Source organism: Rhodopirellula europaea 6C, from assembly GCF_000338295.1.
Taxonomy (GTDB): Bacteria; Planctomycetota; Planctomycetia; order Pirellulales; family Pirellulaceae; genus Rhodopirellula; species Rhodopirellula europaea.
Genome location: NZ_ANMO01000211.1, coordinates 107,644 through 129,685, shown reverse-complemented (window position 1 = coordinate 129,685; position 22,042 = coordinate 107,644). Strand labels below are relative to the sequence as shown.

18 protein-coding genes are annotated in these 22,042 nt (G+C 56.2%); 11 read left to right on the top strand and 7 right to left on the bottom strand.

Annotation, left to right across the window (positions count from 1 at the left end):
- Window positions 1-159 precede the first annotated feature (159 nt).
- Window positions 160-546, top strand: coding sequence for a DUF2237 family protein (locus RE6C_RS21710; protein WP_008660096.1), 387 nt, complete (start codon window positions 160-162; stop codon window positions 544-546).
- Window positions 547-711: 165 nt separating this feature from the next.
- Here RE6C_RS21710 and RE6C_RS21705 read toward each other — a convergent pair whose 3' ends face one another.
- Entirely contained in the window at window positions 712-1,146 is a 435-nt protein-coding gene (locus RE6C_RS21705; RefSeq protein ID WP_008660095.1) for a secondary thiamine-phosphate synthase enzyme YjbQ, read from the bottom strand.
- A 472-nt stretch (window positions 1,147-1,618) separates the two neighbouring features.
- Here RE6C_RS21705 and RE6C_RS21700 point away from each other — a divergent pair, with 472 nt between their 5' ends.
- Together RE6C_RS21700 and RE6C_RS21695 are read left to right on the top strand one after the other, a co-directional pair.
- A complete protein-coding gene (locus tag RE6C_RS21700) occupies window positions 1,619-1,843 on the top strand; it encodes a hypothetical protein (RefSeq protein WP_007327455.1) in 225 nt (74 codons plus the stop codon).
- 339 nt (window positions 1,844-2,182) lie between these two features.
- Window positions 2,183-4,861 carry a U32 family peptidase gene (locus RE6C_RS21695; protein WP_008660092.1) on the top strand — a complete coding sequence of 893 codons (2,679 nt, stop codon included), beginning with the start codon at window positions 2,183-2,185 and terminating at the stop codon, window positions 4,859-4,861.
- Between the two features lie 13 nt (window positions 4,862-4,874).
- Here the strand turns inward: RE6C_RS21695 and RE6C_RS21690 are convergent, their stop codons facing one another.
- Together RE6C_RS21690 and RE6C_RS21685 are read right to left on the bottom strand one after the other, a co-directional pair.
- Window positions 4,875-6,368, bottom strand: a complete 1,494-nt coding sequence (locus tag RE6C_RS21690) for a UdgX family uracil-DNA binding protein (RefSeq protein WP_008660091.1) — start codon at window positions 6,366-6,368, stop codon at window positions 4,875-4,877.
- An 18-nt stretch (window positions 6,369-6,386) separates the two neighbouring features.
- Window positions 6,387-8,159, bottom strand: a complete 1,773-nt coding sequence (locus tag RE6C_RS21685; RefSeq protein ID WP_008660089.1) for a divalent metal cation transporter — start codon at window positions 8,157-8,159, stop codon at window positions 6,387-6,389.
- 308 nt (window positions 8,160-8,467) lie between these two features.
- Here RE6C_RS21685 and RE6C_RS21680 point away from each other — a divergent pair, with 308 nt between their 5' ends.
- A complete protein-coding gene (locus RE6C_RS21680; protein WP_039962980.1) occupies window positions 8,468-13,279 on the top strand; it encodes a PVC-type heme-binding CxxCH protein in 4,812 nt (1,603 codons plus the stop codon).
- 331 nt (window positions 13,280-13,610) lie between these two features.
- Here RE6C_RS21680 and RE6C_RS21670 read toward each other — a convergent pair whose 3' ends face one another.
- A complete protein-coding gene (locus RE6C_RS21670; protein ID WP_008660087.1) occupies window positions 13,611-14,582 on the bottom strand; it encodes an SMP-30/gluconolactonase/LRE family protein in 972 nt (323 codons plus the stop codon).
- A 132-nt stretch (window positions 14,583-14,714) separates the two neighbouring features.
- The gene (locus RE6C_RS21665) at window positions 14,715-14,972 is read right to left on the bottom strand and encodes a DUF4404 family protein (protein ID WP_008660086.1); all 258 of its coding nucleotides are present in this window, start codon (window positions 14,970-14,972) and stop codon (window positions 14,715-14,717) included.
- 495 nt (window positions 14,973-15,467) lie between these two features.
- Between RE6C_RS21665 and RE6C_RS21655 the strand changes: the two genes are divergently transcribed.
- The 6 genes from RE6C_RS21655 to RE6C_RS21630 all read left to right on the top strand — a co-directional run bounded on the left by RE6C_RS21655 (window position 15,468) and on the right by RE6C_RS21630 (window position 19,732).
- A complete protein-coding gene (locus tag RE6C_RS21655; protein ID WP_008660085.1) occupies window positions 15,468-16,367 on the top strand; it encodes a MotA/TolQ/ExbB proton channel family protein in 900 nt (299 codons plus the stop codon).
- A complete protein-coding gene (locus RE6C_RS21650; protein WP_008660083.1) occupies window positions 16,367-16,804 on the top strand; it encodes an ExbD/TolR family protein in 438 nt (145 codons plus the stop codon). The genes RE6C_RS21655 and RE6C_RS21650 overlap by 1 nt, the downstream gene beginning before the upstream one ends.
- Window positions 16,801-17,292 (top strand): ExbD/TolR family protein, encoded by a 492-nt coding sequence (locus RE6C_RS21645; RefSeq protein ID WP_008660081.1) that lies wholly within the window; start codon window positions 16,801-16,803, stop codon window positions 17,290-17,292. Before RE6C_RS21650 ends, RE6C_RS21645 begins: the two co-directional genes overlap by 4 nt.
- A gap of 162 nt (window positions 17,293-17,454) precedes the next feature.
- Window positions 17,455-18,189, top strand: a complete 735-nt coding sequence (locus tag RE6C_RS21640) for an anthranilate synthase component II (RefSeq protein WP_039962940.1) — start codon at window positions 17,455-17,457, stop codon at window positions 18,187-18,189.
- A complete protein-coding gene (locus tag RE6C_RS21635; RefSeq protein WP_008660075.1) occupies window positions 18,186-18,773 on the top strand; it encodes a DUF447 domain-containing protein in 588 nt (195 codons plus the stop codon). The genes RE6C_RS21640 and RE6C_RS21635 overlap by 4 nt, the downstream gene beginning before the upstream one ends.
- Entirely contained in the window at window positions 18,770-19,732 is a 963-nt protein-coding gene (locus tag RE6C_RS21630; RefSeq protein WP_008660074.1) for a GHMP family kinase ATP-binding protein, read from the top strand. The genes RE6C_RS21635 and RE6C_RS21630 overlap by 4 nt, the downstream gene beginning before the upstream one ends.
- A 31-nt stretch (window positions 19,733-19,763) precedes the next feature.
- On the opposite strand, the gene RE6C_RS21625 is transcribed toward RE6C_RS21630, so the two are convergent.
- Both RE6C_RS21625 and RE6C_RS33295 read right to left on the bottom strand, forming a co-directional pair.
- Window positions 19,764-20,288 carry a tRNA (cytidine(34)-2'-O)-methyltransferase gene (locus RE6C_RS21625; RefSeq protein ID WP_008660073.1) on the bottom strand — a complete coding sequence of 175 codons (525 nt, stop codon included), beginning with the start codon at window positions 20,286-20,288 and terminating at the stop codon, window positions 19,764-19,766.
- Between the two features lie 201 nt (window positions 20,289-20,489).
- Window positions 20,490-20,621 (bottom strand): hypothetical protein, encoded by a 132-nt coding sequence (locus tag RE6C_RS33295; protein WP_008671434.1) that lies wholly within the window; start codon window positions 20,619-20,621, stop codon window positions 20,490-20,492.
- Between the two features lie 31 nt (window positions 20,622-20,652).
- Between RE6C_RS33295 and RE6C_RS21620 the strand changes: the two genes are divergently transcribed.
- Complete coding sequence (locus RE6C_RS21620; RefSeq protein WP_236618410.1) at window positions 20,653-21,978, top strand: 3-keto-disaccharide hydrolase; 1,326 nt, start codon at window positions 20,653-20,655, stop codon at window positions 21,976-21,978.
- Window positions 21,979-22,042 lie beyond the last annotated feature (64 nt).

The window sequence follows — 22,042 nt, the reverse complement described above, 5'->3', positions numbered from 1 at the left end:
GATCCGACCTGATTTGTAGCGAGTTCGGTTCAAACATCATTTGGGGAACTCAAACGTTCTGATCAGCGTCCCTTGATCGAAACCGATTTGAGCGACACGATTGCGGTGGAACGCTACGCGATTGCTGTCTCACCAATTTCATCCTGACGGATTCATTTCATGGCCACACCCAAACGCTCCAACGCGAAAAATGTCTTGGGATCCGATCTGGCGGTTTGCAGCACGGAGCCAATGACTGGCTTCTATCGCGACGGCTGCTGCAACACCGGCGGGCAGGATGTCGGATTGCACGTCGTTTGTGCCGAGATGACCGCTGATTTCCTAAAATTCAGCCGAGCACGCGGGAACGATCTCAGCACACCCATGCCGATGTACGAATTTCCCGGGCTAAAACCTGGCGATCGTTGGTGCCTGTGCGCCGCTCGCTGGAAAGAAGCTTACGATGCGGGGATGGCGCCGAAAGTTCACCTCGAGGCGACCCACATCTCGGCACTCGAATTCGCTTCGCTGGAAGAACTACAAGAATTCGCCACTGAATCCAATTGAAGCCACCCTCGCGAGGCGACCGAGAATCGAATGATCAGATGCCGATTGCCTGAGCGTTTGATATCTCGGAAGGTTACAGCTTGCCCGATCCGAACAGCGTACGATGCCTCCGGTAGACAATGCCTCAGGTAACCGACCAACCGTGGCAATTGTCCCGCCCACCGCTCAAGTGTCGGACCGCTTGCCCTGCAATGTCAGGACGAGATGCCGCGAGGAAGCTCGATCCCGGTGCTCGCACAGGTAGATTCCCTGCCAAGTCCCCACGTTCAAGCGTCCGTCCTTCACTGGAACGCTGACACTGCTGCCCATCATCGAGGCTTTTACGTGAGCCGGCATGTCATCGGGTCCCTCCAGGGTGTGAACATAGGGAAGCGATTCGGGCACCGCGTGGTTCATCGCCGTCTCGAAATCCACTCGCACATCGGGGTCGGCGTTTTCGTTGATCGTCAACGATGCACTGGTGTGCTGGATGAAGACGTGCAACAACCCCATTTCGATCTCGGCCAGCTCGGGAATGGCTTGTAGAATCGGCCGCGTGATCAGGTGAAAGCCACGACGAACGGCTGGAATTGTCAGTTCACGCTGCATCCAGTACGACATTTGGGAAGCTACCAAGAGGAAGAAGAGAAATATTCTGAAACTTTTTTGCGGCTCATTTGAGTGGTGACGTTTGTACCGTTGCTGAGCCGTGAAACGCGGGAACGCTTCATTCTGACGACGGAACCGGTTTCATAACAACCCGTTCAAGTGCCTTCTTGAAACCTTCATGCAGTTGTTAGGTTGGGGATAACCCCCTTGAAACCTTCATAATTCGCTAGCCGGAAAGTCGATTGATTCGCGACCGGCAAACCCGACCTCTTCGTTAGGGTCATGGATGATCGTCGCGGGACACGCCGGAAAGGCTGGGAAGAGCAAGCCCCCTCCAGAATTTTCTTGACCCACGCCGTTCCACACGAATAATCCCTTCGTGTGAAATGCTTTCAGCGAATGGACTTGGTTGAAGGCGACTGTTTGTACGCGGTGTCCAGGTCGCTTGGATGGCTCCTGACCCCCTGAAGAAAATCGGAATAGTATGACTCATTGCAAAAACGTATTCGAAGCAATCTTGCGTTACGGCCACGATGAAGATTTCGTGCCAAACGAAGATGAGATGTTCACTGCGACGGATGCACCTGCAGGCAGCCAAGAGAAGATCGAAGTGCTGCGTCGTCGTGTTGAATTGGGCCAGCCTCTCTGGCACACGACTGACCGCGTTGATTACAGCGGTTTGACGGGCGCGATCCGCCCTCGCGAATAAGTTCGACCGATCGAAAATGCCAGCCCGCCCGGATAGAGGCGAGACGCTCGCAACCATCGACTCCCACAACGAACGACCCAGAAAGCCCCGGTCTCCCGCGACCGGGGCTTTTTCGTTTCCCCTTCGCGTTTATCCCGCGAAGTCCCTCTTCGCCTGATCGACGATCGCTCCGTGACCCGCTTCGCAGGTTGATTCTGCGTGAGCAATCGGCGCGAGTCGAGCGACCAGCCCGTCTGCAGCTGCGGCCGACGTCTTTCGCCGGCGAACTGATCCCGGTCGGACACCATTCAGCACCAATTCTGGTCTGGTATTTCGGTGTGTTCGGTTACACTCTCATCCATGATCGAATCCGCTTTGCCACCCACCGCTTCCGCCCCCGAATTGCTCGCTCCCGCCGGCAATTGGGACTGTGTTCACGCCGCGATTGAAAACGGTGCGGACGCCATTTACTTCGGTCTTGATCGAGGCTTCAACGCTCGTCATCGCGCGGCCAACTTCGGTGTCAATGATCTCTCTTCATTGATGGGCAAACTGCATCTTCGCGGTGTCCGTGGCTACGTGACGCTCAACACGCTGGTCTTCCCCGATGAACTGAACGATTTGGTCGAAGTGGTCGACGCGATTGCCAGTGCCGGTGTCGACGCCGTTTTGGTTCAAGACTTCGGTGTCGCTCGAATCGTCAAAGCGATTTGTCCCGAGTTGGAAATTCACGCATCGACTCAAATGAGTTTGACCAGCTCCGAGACCATCGAAGCGGCGGAATCGCTCGGGTTGTCTCGCGTGGTGGTAGCTCGCGAATTATCGATTGGTGAAATCAAACAAATCCGTTCCAAGACGGACATGCCAATCGAGGCCTTCATTCACGGAGCGCTGTGTGTTGCCTACAGCGGCCAGTGTTTGACCAGCGAGTCTCTTGGCGGACGCAGTGCGAACCGCGGGCAATGCGCTCAAGCCTGCCGGTTGCCGTATGACTTGGTGTGCGACGGAATCGATCAGGAACTCGGCAATGTTCGCTACCTGCTCAGCCCGCAGGATTTGGCAGGTTACGCCGCGATCCCGGACATGATCGACGCGGGCGTCAACAGCCTCAAGATCGAAGGCCGTCTGAAAACACCCGAGTACGTCGCCAACATTACCGGCCACTATCGCCGAGCGATTGACCAAGCCATCGCGGACGGCGCCGTGAACCTCGGCGACGACGCTCGTCATGAAATGGAACTGTCGTTCTCTCGTGGCTTCACACCGGGATGGCTCGAAGGCAACGACCATAAACGGTTGGTGCCTGGCATCCGATCCGCCAAACAAGGCATCGTGCTCGGCGAGATCCGTGCCATCGGTCGCGATTCAATTTTGGTCGATGTGCAAGCCGGAGTCGCACTCGGCGATGGATTGGCGATTGAGTCCGCGGTCGATCCCAACAGCACGCAAACTTTCGACAGTGGTTTCGCTGACAACCACCAAGGCGGCCGAATTTACTCGCTGCGAATCGACAGTGAATCTGCAGGAAGCCCACGTCAAAAAACTGAGTCAAAGCTATCAGAACAATCTTCACTGAGTCCTTGGGAACTTGCCCGCCAGCGACAACAGGCAGAAGGCCAAGCATCCGGTGACAAGCTCAAGAAAGTCGAAACCAATCAAACCGTTTGGATTGGCTTCGGCCGAGACGAGATCGATTTTTCGCGAATTGAAATCGGCGCGACGGTTTTTAAGAACGATGATCCTCAACTGAACAAACGCTTGGCTGCGACATTCGGCGGCAAGCCTCGTCGTACGCGGCCCATCAATCTGCACGTTGTGGCTCATGTCGGAAGCCCAGTCGAAGTGCACGCGACGCTGGGTAGCGGCGACCACGCGACAACCGAAAGCATCATCGGCGAAGATGACTTGGCCGTCGCGAAAAAGCATGCCATCACCGATGAAGTCTTGGCGGACAAACTTGGTCGACTCGGCGGTTCTCCATTCCATTTGGGACGATTGACCAGCGACCTGAGTGGCGGCCCCATGGTTCCGCTCGGTGTTCTGAACCAACTTCGTCGCGAATTGGTCGAGAAGCTCGAAGATCAACTGCATGCACCACCAAGACGAACGGTTCGTTTGTCGGCGGGGCGCGATTTGGTACGTCCAATCGCGAAAACAGAGGCGGAATCCGATTGGCCGTCACCGCAACTGTCCGTTTTGTGCCGGACTCTCGATCAAGTACGCGGTGCGATCGCCGCGTCGGCAGAACGAATCTACGCTGATTTTCACGATCCACGCGATCACAAAGCCGCGATTGCTTTGGGGGCGGAACACAACGCGAATGTTTGGATCGCGTCGCTTCGAGTTCAAAAGCCCGGCGAGATGGGATTGCTGAAACAGATCCTCAAACAAGCTCCTGCGGGATTGCTGGCTCGCAATCTGGCGGCGGTACGGATGGGCCTCGAGGCGGGCATTCCAACCATCGCCGACTTTTCGTTGAACGTTGCCAATCACCGATCGGCAGAATGGTTGATGGATCAAGGCGTCCAGCGAGTCACCGCGTCATACGATTTGAACGCCGACCAATTGGACCAACTGGTCAGCTCGATGCCAGCGGAATGGTTGGAGCTGGTTTTGCACCAGCATATGCCAATGTTCCATATGGAGCACTGTGTGTTCTGCAGCGTGTTGTCACCGGGCACCAACAAAACCAATTGTGGTCGTCCATGCGATCGGCATGTTGTGCAGTTGCGAGACCGCGTGGGAAAACTGCACGTGTTGCAGGCCGACATCGCTTGCCGAAACACTCTGTTCAACGCCACGCCTCAAAGCGGAGCGGAAATTGTCGGCACCATGGTCGCTCGCGGTGTCGGTTCGTTCCGAGTCGAATTGCTGAACGAAAACGAGACAGAAGCGGAATCGATGCTGACTTTGTATCGCCGTCTGCTGTTGGGCGAGATCCCCGGCCAAGACGTTTGGCGATCGTTATCGGCCGAGAATCGAGTCGGCGTGACCCGCGGCACTCTGGAAGCCAAACGTAACCCGCTGGCAATTCTCTAGTCACGACACAGCTTCACGGTAGCATTCGGTAATGCTCCGCCGCGAAATGCAGGTCTTCGAGGAACGCTTTCCGCATCGTTTCGCGAGTCGCCTCATTGGGCACTCTCAAAATCGCGGATGGGTGATACGTCGCGATCGTCCACTTGGCGTGATCCGAACGCTGCACTTGACCGCGTGACTTCAGCAGCCGAAATCCAGGACCGAGCAAGACTCCTGCCGCGGTTGCTCCAAGAGCCACAACCATTTTCGGCCGAATGACGTCCAGCTCGGCTTCCAACCAAGGCCGACACGCTGCGACTTCTCTGGCTGCAGGTTTGACGTGCAGCCGACGCTTGCCGGTCGGTTTGAATTTGAAGTGTTTGACTGAATTCGTGATGTAGAGCTCCGCCGGATCCAACCCAACCTCGCTCAGCGTCTCGCGAAGCAACTGACCGGCAGGTCCAACAAACGGTTCGCCTGCCAAATCTTCGCGATCGCCAGGCTGCTCGCCCACCAGCACCAATTTTGCGTTTGGATTGCCCACGCCGAACACGGTCTGCGTGGCGGGTCCATGCAAGTCGCATCCCTGGCAAACCGCCGCCGCATCTCGCAAGCGGGCGATGGAGTGCGATGGTTCGCCGCTTGTGACTTCGGGCAAGAACGGTCGTGCCGACACACCGCCTTCGGCATGCCGGATCATCGTTTCGACACGTGTCGGAGCGTTTCGAACCAAATCATCGATCAACTCCGTTTCGGGCATCGTCGCCCAATGCTTCTTGGGCATCTCCGCCCGCATCGCATTCAGTTTGATCCGAGCCGGGTTGAAGATGTTCGCATAGTAGGTCTTCCAAACCTCTTCTAACTCGTCCGCCTCCGGTGCGTCGCTGCGAGGAGCACCGTCGCCCATTGTCAGCTTCTTGCCATCCCAAATCGCGGACTCATCCGGCGTCAAAATCGCCCACCGCATCACGTCGAACCGACGTGCAAAGAAGTCGGCAACCAGTTCCAACGTGTAGTGATCAGGTCGGTGCCATGCAACGAAACGCTTGCCTTCCGCGTCTTCGATCTCGCGAAAACGGACGAACGCCTTCATTTTGTGAGCGTCGCGGCTGACGGACTTTTCTAGCTTCGTCGCCGCGTGCATATCGCGATCGGCGGCGTTGGTCAGCAAGTGCTTTTCACCACCGGTGATTCGCCACAGCAAGCGGTACAGCAGCTCCCAGCGACCTGGTGACCGATGACACGAAACATGGCGTGCCAGATTGAGAAACGCCTTGGGTACGCGAAACGGCGAAGATGTATCGGCCGCTGCGTCCTGACCGCCAGCCTGGGCTGCTGGTTCAGCTGCCGCGAACTCGACGTCGGTCGTTCCGAAGAGGTCGGATTGCTTTCGCCCCGATTTGGACCGACCGTCGATCCAGTGAATCGTTTCCGGAGCGGCGCCGCTGATCAGCAACCGCCGCGACGTGACTCGCCAATCTTCCCACCGCGTCGCCCGAACACTCAAACATTCTTCGGACGCGGTCATGAAATCTCCACGTTGGGATCAAGTGGTGCGGGGAGTCTTCTTTTTCAAAGCAAAACCCAAGGCCACAGCAATCGCATACGCAACCCAAATGACAGCGACAATGCGGAACGACAGCGGATCGGGTGCCAAGTACTTTTCGTAAAGGGCAACCCCAGCGGAGGCGGTTGCACCAATGACGGCCAATCCCATGAAAACGTTCCATCCGAGGCGACGACCGCCGGTTGGACGATCCTCACCCAGAATTTCGCGACTGTTCATCATCAAGAAGAACGTGAAATATGCGATCGGCAACAACATGACAGCAAAGGTGCTGGCGAGGATCGCCAACCAGAACTTTTTGTCGGGATCCGTCCACAATTCAACCCAGCTCGCCCCGGACGCACCGGCGATCAAAACGCCCACGATAAAGATCGTCTGACTGTTCGGACGCCCAAACATTTCGCGAATCGCGTAGCCGTTGATCAGCATCAGGATGATGATCGTCGAGAATCCCATTCCAAAAACGCCCAGCCCGAAGATCAGCTTGGCTCGTTCAGCCCCTAGCAAAGGAGCCAGGGTTTGCGAGAGTTCGAAAGCATTGCGTTTGACCAAAGCGGCCGCCAAAAGTTTTTCGTCTTTTGGAAGATCGGCGATCATTTGAAGCTTGGTCGCTTCGTCGGTCGATTCAGCTTCTGCACCCAGTGTCGAATCGACTCGTGCGGTCAGATCGCCTTTCACCTTTTCAAACAACGGCGACGTCTGCATCACAGCCACGTCCGACGATGCCAGTTGGTCATCGATTTTGTTGTGGAAAGACGACGCGGAGGCAATCACGACGCAGCTGGTCACCAGAACGAATGGAATCGCCATGCCGGTCGACAAGTCAAATCGAGCCAGTCCGCGGAACGTCTTGTCCCATCCACGAGCGAGCATGGAATACGGAAGCAAGAACGTCATGTTGATGCCAACCGCCGTCGCAATCGCGGAAATCATGACGCTACGTTGGGTTCCCATCAGCCGCCCCGTCCAGAACGAGCTGGCTTCGGGAGACAGATTTGCAACCGATTCGCGAAGCTCGCCGGCAGGACGAACAAACTGCGTCAGGTCGGGAATCAACCCAGCAAAGATGCTGGCAAAGTTGAGCTGGCCCTTCGCCAACAAAAGAATCGCGACGCCGAAGAAGCAAATTACGACCATTCCAATCAGAGTCTTCAAGAAGATATCGAAAACCTTCGCGGCGCGACCTTGTTTGGTGTTCAGCAGGACGATGAAGCCAGCTGCAAAGAACAGCACCATCGTGACCGCCCATCGGACACCGCGGGAATCACCCAGGCCTTCGCCACCGCCCAGTGACAGCAAGTTTTTGTCCAGTGCGTCGTAGCACAGACTGAACTGCGGCATGCAGAAAATCATGTTCGCGAGCACGGTCGCGATGATCCATCCCCAACCCAATGCCGGGTTGATCTCGTTGTTGATGGCTTCGAAAGGCCGGCGTCCGGTCGAAAGCGTCACGTAGCTGATCGCCGACAACATCACGACGCCCAACACGATCGCGACCAGCTGCAACCACAGCATGCTGGTTCCGCCCATCACTCCCAAGAACAACGATCCGGCCAGCGAGCCGCCACCGAGCGTGATCGCAGATTGCAGCCAACCCGGCCCAGAAAGTTTGATGTAGGTGCCAAGCGTTTTGCCTTCGGCTTGTGCTTTTTGCAGCATCGCACGATCGGCGAGAACTTTGTCGCTGACAACGGCTTCACCACCAGTCAGTGGATTGGCTTCGACATTGGAAGATGGGTTCGATTCAGACATGCGCGGTCACGAGGCGGGCGGGGAGGTAGGAAACTGGCAAGATAATACCAGCCACGAAACGCACGTCGTTACCCCCTAGCGGCTCAGAATCAGTCATACTGGCAAAGAACCATAGAATCGAGTTTCGGATTCTGACGGTTGCCCATCCAGAATCCCCGCCTGATCCCTCTATCGCGTCCCAGTTTGACAAACCGGCGACACACCGGCTTTCCCGGTCAACGTTGCACACCCTCGTTCAATTCACCGCCTCGATTGACGCGGTCCTGCCTGACAATCCGCCTTCCCCGCCTCCCCACCGGTTTTTTGCCATGAATCTGTTCGCGTCCCTGGATCGTCCCGTTTCACTGGCCAAGGCGGCTCTTTTGAGCTGCATCACGCTGACGTTCGGCCTGATTCCGACGCTGGCTCTCGCACAAACCAGCCAATCCGAACTCGAATACACCGACGTCGGATGGGAATCGCAGCAGATCACGGATCAGTTCTTCGCCGAGGGTTCCGCGGTCGGCGACCTCAACGGCGACGGCGTCAACGATCTGGTCTACGGTCCGGTTTGGTACGAAGGTCCCGACTACCAAACCCGACACGAGCTGGCTGAGGCAAACGTCGTTTCGGTGATGGCATACAGCCAACACTTCTTTTCACACGTCTGCGATGTCAACGCCGATGGAAAACCCGACGTGATCTCGGTTGGTTTCCCAGGTCGCCAAGCCACCCTGTACATCAATCCAGGCGAAAAGACCGCGAGCCAGTCCGATCAGTTATGGCCGGCCCACACAATTGCCCCTCGTGTCTCGAACGAATCGCCTGCCTGGGTGGATTTGATTTCGGGCGGACTTCCCGAACTCGTGTGTGCACGCGATCGAGCCTACGGCTACTACACCGCGGATTCGATGGACGATCCAACGCAACCGTGGCAATGGGTTGCGATCTCGGAACCGGGAACCGCTTTCGAACCATTTGGTCATGGCTTGGGTGTCGGCGACATTGACGGAGATGGCAAGCAAGACATCATCAATCGCCAGCATTGGTGGCGACAACCGGAGTCTGCCCTTACCCACTCAACCGATACGGCCGACTCAACGGATACGGCCGACTCAAAACCATTGTGGCAACGACAAGCCTGGATCGCTCAGCCGTTCGGTGGCGGCGGTGCTCAGATGCACGTTCACGACTTCGACGGTGACGGCGACTCCGATTTGGTCACTTCCGAAAATGCCCATGGGTACGGCCTGGCCTGGTTCGAGCAAACTCGCCCCGGTCAATTCGCTCAGCATCAAATCAGTAGCGAATCGTCAATGCAAAACCCACACGGGTACGCAACATCGCAAATGCATGCAGTGGAAACCATCGATGTCGACGGAGATGGGCGGCGTGACATCGTCACCGGAAAACGCTACTACGCCCATGGGGGCAAAGACGTCGGTGGACTGCAGGCTCCGTTGGTCGTTTGGTTCCGCAACGTAAAAAGCGACCAACCCGGCGGACTCGAGTTCGTTCCACATGTCATCCACGAAACCTCCGGAGTCGGTGTCGAAGTCGTCACGACGGATATCAACGGCGATGGATTGGTGGATGTTCTGACTGGCAACAAGCGAGGTCTGACGGTCCACATTCAAACTGACCTGAGTGATGTTCCACTCGCGAAACGGCGACACGTCGCAGAACGCTGGCGGACATCCAAACGACCGCAAAACGAATACGCGATTGGATTGAGCCCGTCCGAATCGGCCAAAAACATGGATCTGCCGAACGGCTTTGAGGTCGATGTGGTTGCGAGCGAACCTGATTTGGTCCAACCCATCGCCATGTGCTTCGACGATCGCGGCCGAATCTGGATGATCGAGGGCAACACGTATCCAACCAAGGCTCCCGACGGTGAAGGAAAGGATCGCATTCTGATCCTGGAAGATTCCGATGGCGACGGTTCGTTCGAAACGAAAAAGGTTTTCGCAGATGGCGTGAACTTGGCCAGCGGAATCGAAGTCGGCTTTGGCGGCGTTTGGATTGGGGCGGCTCCCGAACTGCTCTTTTACCCTGATGCCAATCGCGACGACGTGCCCGATGCGGAGCCAACCGTGCTATTGGATGGCTGGGGATACCAAGACACTCACGAAACCCTCAACAGTTTCACTTGGGGCATGGACGGGTGGCTGTATGGTTGCCATGGCGTGTTCACCCATTCCAGCGTTGGCAAACCGGGAACGGCCAAAGAAGACCGGACTCCGCTGAACGCCGGCGTGTGGCGGTACCATCCGGTGCGACACGAGTTCGAAGTCTACGCGCACGGGACCAGCAATCCCTGGGGAGTCGACTTCAACCAGAACGGCGATTGGTTCGTCAGTGCGTGCGTGATTCCTCATTTGTTTCATCTGTCGCAAGGCGGCCGCTATTTCCGACAAGCCGGCCAGCACTTCAATCCTTATACGTACGACGACATCAAGACCATTGCCGATCACCTGCATTACGGTGATGGCACGTTTCAATCGGCAAACTCCGCGAACCGGGTCGATCGAGACTTGGTCCGGCGTACCGCAGCAACGACCTCGATGGTCGGTGGAGGCCACGCTCACGCCGGTCTGACGATTTACCAAGCCGACGAATTTCCGGCTCACTACCGCGGCGAGTTGTTCTTCCACAATTTGCACGGCCACCGAATCGTTCGTGAGCACTTGGAAACCGAAGGTTCCGGTTTCCTGGGTCGGCACCGCCCGGACTTCATGATGTCGAACGATCATGAACAAATCGGCGTTGGAATCATGCAAGGCCCCGATGGTGCACTCTACACATCTGACTGGCACGACGACCAAACCTGCCACCATCGCGATCACGAGATTTGGGACCGAACCAATGGCCGTCTGTTTCGAATCCGATACGGCGAACTCCAGCCATACAATTTCGATCTATCCAAATTGTCCGACGATCAACTCGTTCAAAACCTCACCCATTCGAACGCGTACTTCGTCCGTCAGTCGCAGCGAATTTTGCAGGAGCGTGCCGCATCTGGAAAAATCAACCGAAACAAAGTCGCCGAGGCACTCACTGCATTGATCCAATCGGAGGCACCCAGACGTTCAAGACTGCAAGCCGTTTGGACCGCATGGACATCAGGAGTGCTCCGTGTGGAAGGCAAACAGAAAGATGATTCCAATTTCGTTCAAACGGATCTCAGTTCGCTCCTGGATGACAACGATCCAATCATCCGTGGATGGGCGGTGCAGTTAATCGGGGAACATCGACAAGCCTTGTCATCTGGCTTGCTCGCCAAGTTGGAAACGATGTCCGCCAGCGAGCCATCCCCAGTCACGCGCCGATACCTGGCTTCTTTGTTGCAACGCATTCCAGAGAACCAACGACTCGGGATCGCACGCGGATTACTCCGACACAACGTCGACCAAAAAGATCGCAATTTGCCCTGGTTGATCTGGTACGGCATTGAACCGGTGGTCGACACGGATGCCGAGGGAGTGATGAGTTTGGTGTCCAGTAGCAATTGGAATCAACTGCAACGATTCGTGACTCGACGAACCGCAACCACCCCCGAAGGAAGAGAAGCGTTGGTGAGATCGATCGCAAGGCAAATCGACTCGTCAAAAGACTCAGCCATCAACAACCAATACGATTGGATGTTGGAAGAACTCCTGCAATCCGCCCGAAGTCGCGGCGGAGTTGCCATGCCCTCGGCGTGGCCAAAGGTTTCGGGGCTGCTTCGTGAAAAAGCATCTGCCAACAGCACCAAAGACCTGGTGGGCGCACTCGCGATCGAATTCGGCGATGCATCCGCACTGCCCGAACTTCGCACGATTCTTGCGAACTCGGATGAAGCGACCGCGCCCCGTTTGGACGCGTTGCGTCTGCTCACGCAAGCCAAAGATCCTGAACTCGGCAAGTTGCTCCTCACGTTGATCGACGATCGCGACATCGGCTCCCATGCCGTCCGTGGGCTCGCACCGTTTGATTCACCCAAAATCGCATCGACGCTGATTAACCGTTTCAACAACTGGTCGCCTCAAAAGCAATCCGATGCTCTGGCAACATTGACTTCGCGAACCGGATCCGCGATTCAACTGATCAGTGCGATGGAGGAAGGCGTCATTCCACCATCCATCGTTCCGGCTTACGCCATTCGCAACGTGCTGTCATTGCCGTTCGAAGACGACTCCGCTCGCAAACGTCTCGAGGCCGCTTGGGGACGAATTGGTTCGACAAGTGAACAAGCCAAGCAATTGCACGCCAAATACACCGCTTTGCTAACGCCAAAAACATTGGCTTCCGCAAACCGATCCGAAGGCAAGAAACTTTACGAAGCCAACTGCGGCAAATGCCATCGACTATTTGGCGAAGGCGAACCGATCGGGCCTGATCTGACCGGTGCCAACCGCAGCGACGTCAACTATTGGCTGGAGAATATTCTTCAACCGAACGCCGTGATCGGCAACGCCTATCAGATGACGTCGTTCTTGATGGACGATGGTCGCGTGGTATCCGGATTGGTTCGCTCTCGCAACGAAGACGCGGTCACGGTGCAGACAACCTCCGAGGAGATCGTGTTGTCACTTGATGAAGTCGAAGTTGAAAAGCTCTCTGAGACTTCATTGATGCCGGAAGGACAACTGGAGCCGATGAAGCCAAATCAAATTCGCGATCTGTTTGGTTATCTGATGAGCCCCGGACCATCGTTCGCTCGTGAATGGGCGGTCGAAGCAGAAAGCGTTCTCGATACCGCGGTTGTATCGGGAGGAAAAGTTCAAAACCAAAGCATGAAACCGTTCCACGATCAGTGGTCGGCGGACAATCAACTGTGGTGGACCGGCGGCAAAGTGGGATCCACCATCACGTTGAACGTACCGCATGATGTCACTGGCCCCGCCGAAGTTCAGATGCACCTCACAGGGGCAGTCGACTACGCAAAGCTATCGCTCAAGATCAGCGACCAGGCCGAAAAAACGTTCGATGGATATTCACCGGACGTCCGAGTCTTACCGGCCGTCACGTGGGATCGAGTGGAACTGAAGGCCGATGAGCCCCTGACGATCGAAGTGAAAATCACAGGCAAGAACGAAAAAGCGATCGCAAGATGGATGGCCGGAATCGATTCCATTTCCATCCGGCCCTTGCCGTGACCGTGGCCCCCGGGACCCCACATCAGCCGCAGGCCGTTAGGCCCGGTTCTCACCTCAACATCCCAACCGGCCCAACACTCCGACCAATTTCGAACTCACTCCCGCCGCATCAACCGCGGCTAACGCCGTTCGGCTCAATACCAACACCCACATCAGCCGATGGCCGTTAGGCCCGGTTATCAACCCGACATCCCAACCGGCCTAACACTCCGATCAATTACGAACTCGCTCCCGCCACACCAACCGCGGCTAACGCCGTGCGGCTCAATTGGCGGTACAAAACCGGTCTGCGTCTCACTGGTCAAACTCGTTACCAGTCGGCGAACAACGTTCAAACGGGCCAGACAGTTCGCTCAAACGATTCGTCCGCGACGAAGTCTGTTTCACCAAGGAACAATTGGCCCGCGTTGGGACACTTGGCTTGATCTTCGGCGCTGAAGTTCTCCACTGCGGTGGTGATGACCAACTTCAGCTTGCCCTCGTAAGGCACCAATGCCGGGCAAGTGTTCTGAGGCGATCCGGGAGTCTGCCAAACCACTCGTAACTCTCCGGTCGCCAGATCGTAAAGCCGAGTTTCACCGTGCTCCGCGACACCGGGATGGAAAATCGCGACGATGATTCCGTTGCCATCGGGTGTCAAAATTGCCCCGTCTGGAACACCGGGATCATCGGTCAAATCCAACACCACACGAGCTTCGCCAACGGTGCCCGCAGCAATGTCCAGCGGATACTCGACAACCGTTCGCGTCGGTGAATCAATGTCCAACAAGAACAGTTTGCCGGACTCGTCCTTGCGAATCATTTTGCCGTTGCTGCAAATTTGATCGTCACGAAGACGAATCAGCTTTTGGTCGCTTCCACGATACAGATACAACCCAGCCTTCTTCTCGGCGAATTCCAAGTCCTTCGTTCCGAAGATCAGGTTGTCGTCAATTGCCAACCCATCGTTGATGATCGTGTTGGTCACGTCGCTATCGACACCATCGCAAAACGGCGTCCACTCGCCCGAGTTGGTGTCGAAAATTCCGAGCGAACGTTCCACCCCAGCGACAAACTTGCCTGCCGTCTGACATTGGAACGCAAAGCCGGGGCGACCTGGCAAGTCGTGCGACTCGTTGGACTGAGTCGCCAGATCCAGCACATTGATACTGCCGTGCAGAACGTCCGAACCGTGCTGGATTCCCACCCACGACAGTTTGCCATCCGCGACCATTGCCATCGGTCCTTCGGGCAGGAAACGCAAAGCGTCGTTGTCGGGAACGTTCAGTGGACTGGCGACACGGACTTCGGGTGCTGACGACATATCAAATCGGGCTTGCGAGAGAACTGGAAGGAAAGGGCCGAATTGTAAGAGGGCAAGGAGAGTTCAACCACCATCGGCAAAGCAGCCCCGACGAACGTTCGACTTCTAAACGGCAAGTATTCCCGCAGGGGCTCAGATTCCCATTTGAGAAAGCATGTCCGCAACGCGGCCCGCATTTTCCGTCAGCACCGGATGTGACTCGCGAAAATGTTCGACTTGTTGTTGCCAGCGTTCTGCCAACGTCGCTGAGTTGACATCCTGTTCATCCAACGTCTCGCGAATTTCGTCGAGCTCCGCTTTCAAACGAGCGATCTCAGTTGGGTCCAGGTCATCGATGTCAGCGAGTTGCTCATGAAGGCGAGCAATCGTGGCGTCCAATTCACTTCTCATGAGCGTGGGTCTCAATTTGCAGATGGGGATAGTCGAAGGCGCTTCGCCGATTTGCACGCCGATGCATTGCATGATCGCAAACGAACGAGATTCCTCGAACAAGGTGCGATGCTCGCTGCATGCGAACTGGCGGAGGTCAACGTGACAGCATCAAAGTTCCCACACCGGTGAGAACAAACGACGTCTTCGATCGTTATTGTATCGTTCGCAACTCCACTTCGCGGAAGTGGTCATCACGCGAACATCTGACGTCCGCCGGTGCCAGGCGTTCATTTCCGAACTGTCGCGTCGTGACAACTCTCCACCGAATGGGTCCTATGAAACGGCCCACCAATTGGAAGTTGAATCGATTCACCGGAATGAACCGACCAATCCGAACATCCGACGGTGTTTTGGGAGCACAAACCGCCGCAGGGGTGGTGCGACGGGCGTCAGCGTGGATTATTCTGAGTCAAACCCACTCGACTTTTCTCTCCTCCCGTGGTTGTTCCGTCCATGATGCGTCTTGCTGAACCGTTGGCTTCTCGAACTTGGCTCTTCACGGTGGGGATTGTTCTCGCATCATTGGTTTTTGCTGGGTCGTCTTTCACGCCCACGTTCGCTCAAGACGATGCGATGGCCGAATTCGGCGACGACCCGGTCGACGAAGGACCGGCTGAGCCGGCTGGCCCCGGTGCTGCCGAACAACCGGAGGTCGATGCGGCTGGCAACGCGAACGGAAACGATGCCAATGCGGCGCCACCCGCGACCGATCAATCCTTGCTGGAATGGGTCTTCGATTCACTCGGCGTCACCTACCTGATCGTTTTCTTGGCTTTGTCCGTGACGCTGGTTTCGCTTTTCGTGATGAACATGTTGGCGGCTCGCCGCGACACGCTCTGCCCGACCGAGCTGGTGGAAGAATTCAGTCAACGGCTCGCCGCGAATGACAATCAAGGCGCCTACGATCTGGCAAAGGCGGACGAATCTGTGCTTGGTCAAGTCTTGGCCGCTGGTTTGGCCAAGGTTAGCAAGGGATACAACAAAGCTCTGGAAGCGATGCAGGAAGTCGGCGAAGAAGAAAGCATGAAGCTCGAACACCGACTCAGCTACATGGCTTTGATTGGCAACCTGTCCCCCATGATTGGATTGTTCGGAACGGTTCAGGGGATGATTTCATCCTTCCAAGTCATCGCTCTGGGCGGCTCCACTCCAAAACCATCTGACTTGGCCGCCGGTATCTCAACCGCTCTTTTCACGACGTTGGTCGGGCTCGCCGTCGCCATTCCTGCGATCGCGGCATACAACATTCTTCGCAATCGAGTCGCTCGTCTGTTGCTTGAAGTTGGCGTTGAAAGCGAAAACCTGATGAGCAAATTCGAAGACATGTCGCCCAAGTCAGGAGCACGTGGCTGATGCGACTCAAACGCACCGAAGTCGACATGGCGGAAGGTGACATGACACCGATGATCGACATGACGTTTCAGTTGATCGCATTCTTCATGGTGTTGATCAACTTCGCGCAAACCGAAGCCAACGACAACGTCGTGTTGCCGAACAGCCGTTTGGTCAAACCTCCTGAAGTCGCACTTGAGTTCCCGATCATCTTGCATGTCGGAGCGGACGGACGAGTCTTCTTGGGCGGCGATGATTACACCGCTGAAACACTGCGAATTGGTTTGGACCGTGAGCTGGCCGTCATCCGCGCCGAAGGCAAAGCGGTCAGCGACGCAAACGTCGTCATCCGAGGACACAAGGATGTTGCTGCGGGTGAGGTGCAAGAGATCATCCGCGTTTGCCAAGATTCCAACCTGGAAAACTTTGCTCTGCGGGTCAAAGAGGATCGCTCATGAAAATTCGCAACCGCGAAACGAGCCAGGGCACCGAGCTGAACATGACCAGCATGATTGACATTGTCTTTCTGCTGCTGATCTTCTTTGTGATGACGTTCAAGATTGTGGAGATGGAAGGCGACTTCAGCATCAAAATGCCGCTGGCCGGCCAAGGCAGCAGTGCGTTGGACACGACTGAATTGCCGTTAAAGCTGCGTCTTCGCTCTGATGCCGCTGGTTCTCTCGCCGGAATCGAGCTGAACGACATTCAAATGGGCAATGACGCGGCCAGCTTCGACAAATTGCGAGCCAACGTGATTGGCCTGATCGGCACATCAACTCCGATGGAAGTGGAAGCAGGCGAGGGTCCGGAAATCGAAATCGACACGGACTACAACCTCCGGTACGAATACGTCATCCGTGCCATCACCGCAGTCAGTGGTTACAAAGACGGCGATCAGGTGGTCAAATTGATCGAGAAGATCAAATTTGCCAAACCGAGACGCTGATTCGCGATTGGCGAAGGAAACCACGGGAAATAGCCGGCTGGTCGCTATGGCTGGTACGGTGCATTGGTGCTTCGCAAGACGGCACCTGACAACTTTCCCGCTCCTTGCTCAATCACCGATGAAGCCGTCCGGAATCCGACGTCGCTTTGAAACTGTTTCTCGTTGATACTGTTACTCGACAATTACGACTCCTTCGTTCACAACGTCGCGCGCTATCTCCGCGTCGCTGCACGTCGGAACCGCGCGGGTAACAACCTGCCGATGGAAGACGAACCCGGCAAAGGATTGCAAACGAAGGTCGTCCGCAGCGATTCATTGTCGGTGGAACAGATCATCGAGATGAACCCAAGTGCGATTGTGATCTCGCCGGGCCCCCACGGTCCCGAATCGGCCGGATGTTCGCTGGATGTCGTCCAGCACCTCGCCGGAAAGATTCCAATCCTAGGAATCTGCCTCGGTCATCAAACCATCGCGGCCGCGTACGGTGCGAAAGTCGTCGTCGGTCCACCGATGCACGGGATGGCCATCCCAGTGAATCATCGCGGGGCAAGTGTTTTCGCCGGATTGCCTTCAACCATTGAAGTGGGACGTTATCACTCGCTCAGAGTGGATGCGGCGACGCTGCCAAAGTCATTGCAAGTCACCGCTTGGGCAGCGGATGATCCAACATTGATCATGGGATTGGCAGATCATCAACGCTGCGTTCACGGAGTCCAGTTCCATCCCGAGTCTTTGCTCACGCAAGGCGGACTGGCCATGTTTGAACACTTCATCGGGATGGCTCAACGGCATCAACCAGAAAACCAGCCATCGCCCCAAGGTTCACGCTTCCAACGCACAACCATTCCGCCAATCTCGATTTCGCAACCGGGTGCGGGCGGAGGTGCAAAGTCATGATCTTGGAATCATTGGTCACGACAATCAACGAACAGGGGCACGTCAACCTGGCACCGCTGGGACCGATTGTGCTGCCACCAAAATCGACTGGTGGCCTCCCCAAATTCTTGCTTCGTCCCTACGAAGGATCGACCACCTGCGACAACTTGCTCGCTAGCGGCAACGCGGTCATTCATGTGATCGACGATGCCCTGCTGATCGCGAAAACCGCAATCGGAAAAGTTGACGCGACGGATAGGGTGGCTGCGATACCTGGACTGGAAGGCACCCATGTTCGTTTGAAACGCTGTCATCGCTGGTTCGCCGTCCAAGTCACCCAGCGAGCCGGAACGCTACCGCGACATGAGCTCACCGCGCGCTGTCTGGATTCCGGTTTGGTGGATCCGTTTTTCGGATTCAATCGAGCCAAACACGCAATCATCGAAGCCGCCGTCGCAGCCACACGTTTGCATTTGCTGCCACCCCAGCAGATCGAAGAAGAACTCGAACGCGCCAGTATCGCGATCGAAAAAACTGGCGGTGAGGACGAGCATGAGGCTTTGCAATTGATTCGGCGATACGTGCGAGAGTCGTCGATCTCATGAGCGTTGAGGTTCAAACGGGAGCACGTCTGCACTTTGGGTTGTTGGATGTCGCGGCACCCTTTGGCGGTTGCGGCGTCATGATCGACGGACCACCCACGTGCGTTCGAGTAAGATCGGCGCCGACGTTTCAATGTGATGAACGCCATCGCGATCGGATTATCGGAATCGTCGATCGTTGGCAACAAATGACCGGCCAAGCCACACGCCCATCCGTGACCATCGAGGTCGTTTCTGCGGCACCGCCTCACAATGGGTTGGGAAGCGGGACTCAACTCTCGCTCGCCATTTCGCTGGCACTGCTGAAACAAATTTCCGCGGAACCACCGACGCGTGAATGTGTCTTGCGGCTGGCCAACCGAGGCCGACGAAGTGCGGTCGGATCGCACGGATTCTTTGAACCTGGGTTCATTGTCGAAGGCCTGAATCGCGGACAAGCCATTGCTCGCGAACGAACCGGCAACCAGCAACTCAATCCAATCGACCGTAGAATCCCAGTCCCTGAATCGTGGCGTGCTGGCATCGTGTTGATGGACGATGCCTCGCCAATTGAAACGATCAGCGGAGATGAAGAACAGCAACAGTTTGACGCGTTGCAACCAGCCAGCGACGAAGAGCGAGCAAGACTAGTCGATATCCTCACCGGCGAACTCATTCCATCGATCGAACAATCAAACTTCGACTCGTTTGCCGATTCTGTCACACGCTACAACCGTTCCAGCGGCGAACTGTTTGCGTCCGTTCAAGGTGGTCCATACAACGGCGAAGCCACAACGCGTTTGATTGAACGTCTAATTGCCTCCGGTTTTCGCGGTGTCGGACAAAGCAGTTGGGGGCCTGGTGTCTTCACTTGGTTCGAAACGGAAAAAGCGGCAACTCTCGCGGCGCAGGACTGGGAGAAACGATTCCCCGGAACCAAGTTGCTGGTTCAGCGTCCTCTCCGCCACACCGAACGTCGCTAGGCGAGTGAGCAGCCGTCGTCACGTTGTTGCTCTACGTGTTGATGGTTTGACGCTGATGTTCGTACAAAGCGATGCCCGCGGTGACGCTCAAGTTCAGACTCCGGACTTGTTCTCGCATCGGCAACCGAAGCGACCTTGGGTCATCAGGCTTCAAAATCGATGCCGGCAAACCACTGGTTTCGCGTCCAAAAACCAGCACGTCACCCAACGCGAATTCGGCTTCCCAAACGGTCCGCTTGGCGAACTTGGAAAAGAAAAAGAATCGCTCCGGATTCAGCTGTTCGCAAAGAGCGTCCCAAGAGGGGACCGGCTCCCAGTCCAGGTACTGCCAATAATCCAGCCCGGCACGACGCAAACGTTTCTCGTCGAATTGGAACGAAGCGGGCTCAACGATCCAAAGTTTTGCCCCCACAGCGACGCAGGTTCGACCGATGTTCCCCGTGTTCTGAGGGATTTCCGGCTGATAGAGGACGACATGGGCGGGTGGCGACACGGATAAGGGAAGACTGTCGGACATCAACGTCACATTTTTGCGATTGGCGATGGGCCGCAACATCCGCGTCCCCGAAACGATTATCCTACGAGGACTTCGGATATTGTCCCACCTCCATTGATAGGTCCTGTCTGAATCCCGCCTAAAATCCCACCCAACCGCGATCCTTCGTTGCGGGCTCGACTTGCCAAGCCAACTCAAGCCGCATTCGATACGACGTGGTCGCCGCGTCTTCGTTCTCACTGATGGTCAGTGAGAGCAAAATCAGCCGGCTTCCATTCCACCGAGCGACTTCCAACGCCCGCACAAATTGTTCGTTCCGTGAGTGTCTTTGACACTGCGCGTGAACCAATGCCGAACCGTCACGCTGACAACACGTGCGTTCGATCGATTCACTTCACTTTGGTTTCCACTTCAACGTTGCAACATGAACTTACACCTGAACCAACGCTTGCCGCTTTGCGTGGCTTTGTGCCTCGCCGCCTTCACAACTTCGTACGCCCAAGACGCCACCGACACTCAGTCCGAATGGACGAAGCTGTTCAACGGCGAAGACCTGACCGGATGGCACGGCCAGCCACACTTCGACCCGTACAAACTCGCTGAACTGTCCGAAGAAGAACGGGCATCCAAAATCGAAGAGTGGACCGCGGACGCGAAGTCACACTGGTCGGTTGAGAACGGAGAGCTGGTCAACGACGGCCACGGTGCGTATCTGACGACCGACGAAACCTATTCTGACTACGAGTTGAAACTGGAATACCGCACCGTCGCAAAAGCAGACAGCGGCATCTATTTGAAGGGTACCCCTCAAGTCCAGATTTGGGACACCACCGACGAAGGCAAGTTCAATCTGGGAGCCAACCTGGGCAGCGGTGCTCTTTGGAACAATTCCCCCGGTGCAGCGGGCAAAGATCCTCTGGTTTTGGCTGACAAGCCTTTCGGCGAATGGAACACAGTTCACGTCATCCAAGTTGGTTCGCGAACCTCCGTGTGGCTCAACGGAAAGCAAACCGTCGACCACGCGATCATGGAGAACTACTGGCGTCGCGGCGAACCATTGCCCGCTTCCGGCCCGATTCAATTGCAAACCCACGGCGGTGAAATCCGCTGGAGAAACCTCGCGGTGCGTCCACTCGGCACAGAAGAAGCCAACACGTTCTTGGCCGAAAGCCACAACGACGGATTTGTCTCGGTCTTCGATGGCAAGACCCTCGATGGCTGGATCGGAGCAGTCGATGATTACGAAGTCACCGAGGCGGGCACCATCCAGTGCCAAAAGGGCCGCGGCGGCAACCTGCTGACTGAAAAAGAATACAGCGACTTCTCCGTTCGCTTGATGTTCCGATTGCCTGCTCGCGGCAACAACGGTTTGGCCATCCGAGCCCCCAAACAAGGAAACCCCGCCTACGCCGCGATGACTGAATTGCAAGTTTTGGACAACGATCACCCTGCTTACGCCAAGCTAGATGAGCGACAGTATCACGGATCGGCATACGGCATGGCAGCAGCAAAACGCGGCTACTTGCGTCCCGTCGGCGAGTGGAATTTCCAGCAAGTCACCGTCATCGGTCCAACGATCCGAGTCGAGCTGAACGGCAACGTGATCCTTGACACCGATGTTTCCAAGATCGACGACTACATGGCCGATAGTGCTCACCCAGGCAAAACCCGAACCTCGGGTCACTTTGGTTTCGCCGGTCACAGCGACCCGGTCGAGTTTAAAGCGATCTCCATTCGCGAAGAAAAGTGATCTAGCGATCAGTCACGAGTACCCAGCGACCCCGCGTGCAGGCATTCTGCACGCGGGGTTTGTT